The 506-nt window shown below is 76.9% G+C and carries 1 protein-coding gene; it reads right to left on the reverse strand.

What is annotated here, in order from left to right:
* The coding region (locus GVV76_RS10155; RefSeq protein ID WP_201288274.1) for a hypothetical protein at positions 1-506 on the reverse strand (506 nt) is incomplete at both ends.

The raw sequence follows: 506 nt of genomic DNA on the forward strand, positions 1-506 counted from the left end.
CTCCTGGGTGTTCTGGGGGCCGTGGTCGGGGGTGGGGTCGGGCTGGGTGGCGGCGGCGCGCAGCAGGGGGGTGTTGAGTTTGTCGTGGAGCTCGCCCAGGTCCCAGGTGCGGCCGGCCAGGTGGTCGGCGAGCAGGTCCGGGCTCAGGGCCCGGCCGGCCAGGCCCGTCAACTCGGCGCTGGCGGCCGGGATGGGGGCGCCGTTGGCGTCGCGGACGTCGAGTTCGAGGGCGCCGTCGGCGCCACGCGTGGCCACGACGGACGCCGCGCCGTCGTGGCGGGCCAGGGCGGTGGTGATCACCGAGGCCACGGCCCGCTCCCTACCGGCCCGAGCGGTGGACGCGTCCTGCGTGGGAGCTTGATCGAGGGCTGAGACGTCCTCGCCGTCCAGCAGTGGGGCCGCCCCCCGTGCCCGAGCCTGGGCCCCCGGGTCAGCCACGGCCGCCGGGTCGGGGTCGAGGTGCTCCCCATCGCGCAGGTCGAGCCCCCAGCGCTCGTTAACCTCGG

It is taken from the genome of Actinomyces sp. zg296, assembly GCF_009829695.1.
Classification (GTDB): Bacteria; Actinomycetota; Actinomycetes; order Actinomycetales; family Actinomycetaceae; genus Actinomyces; species Actinomyces marmotae.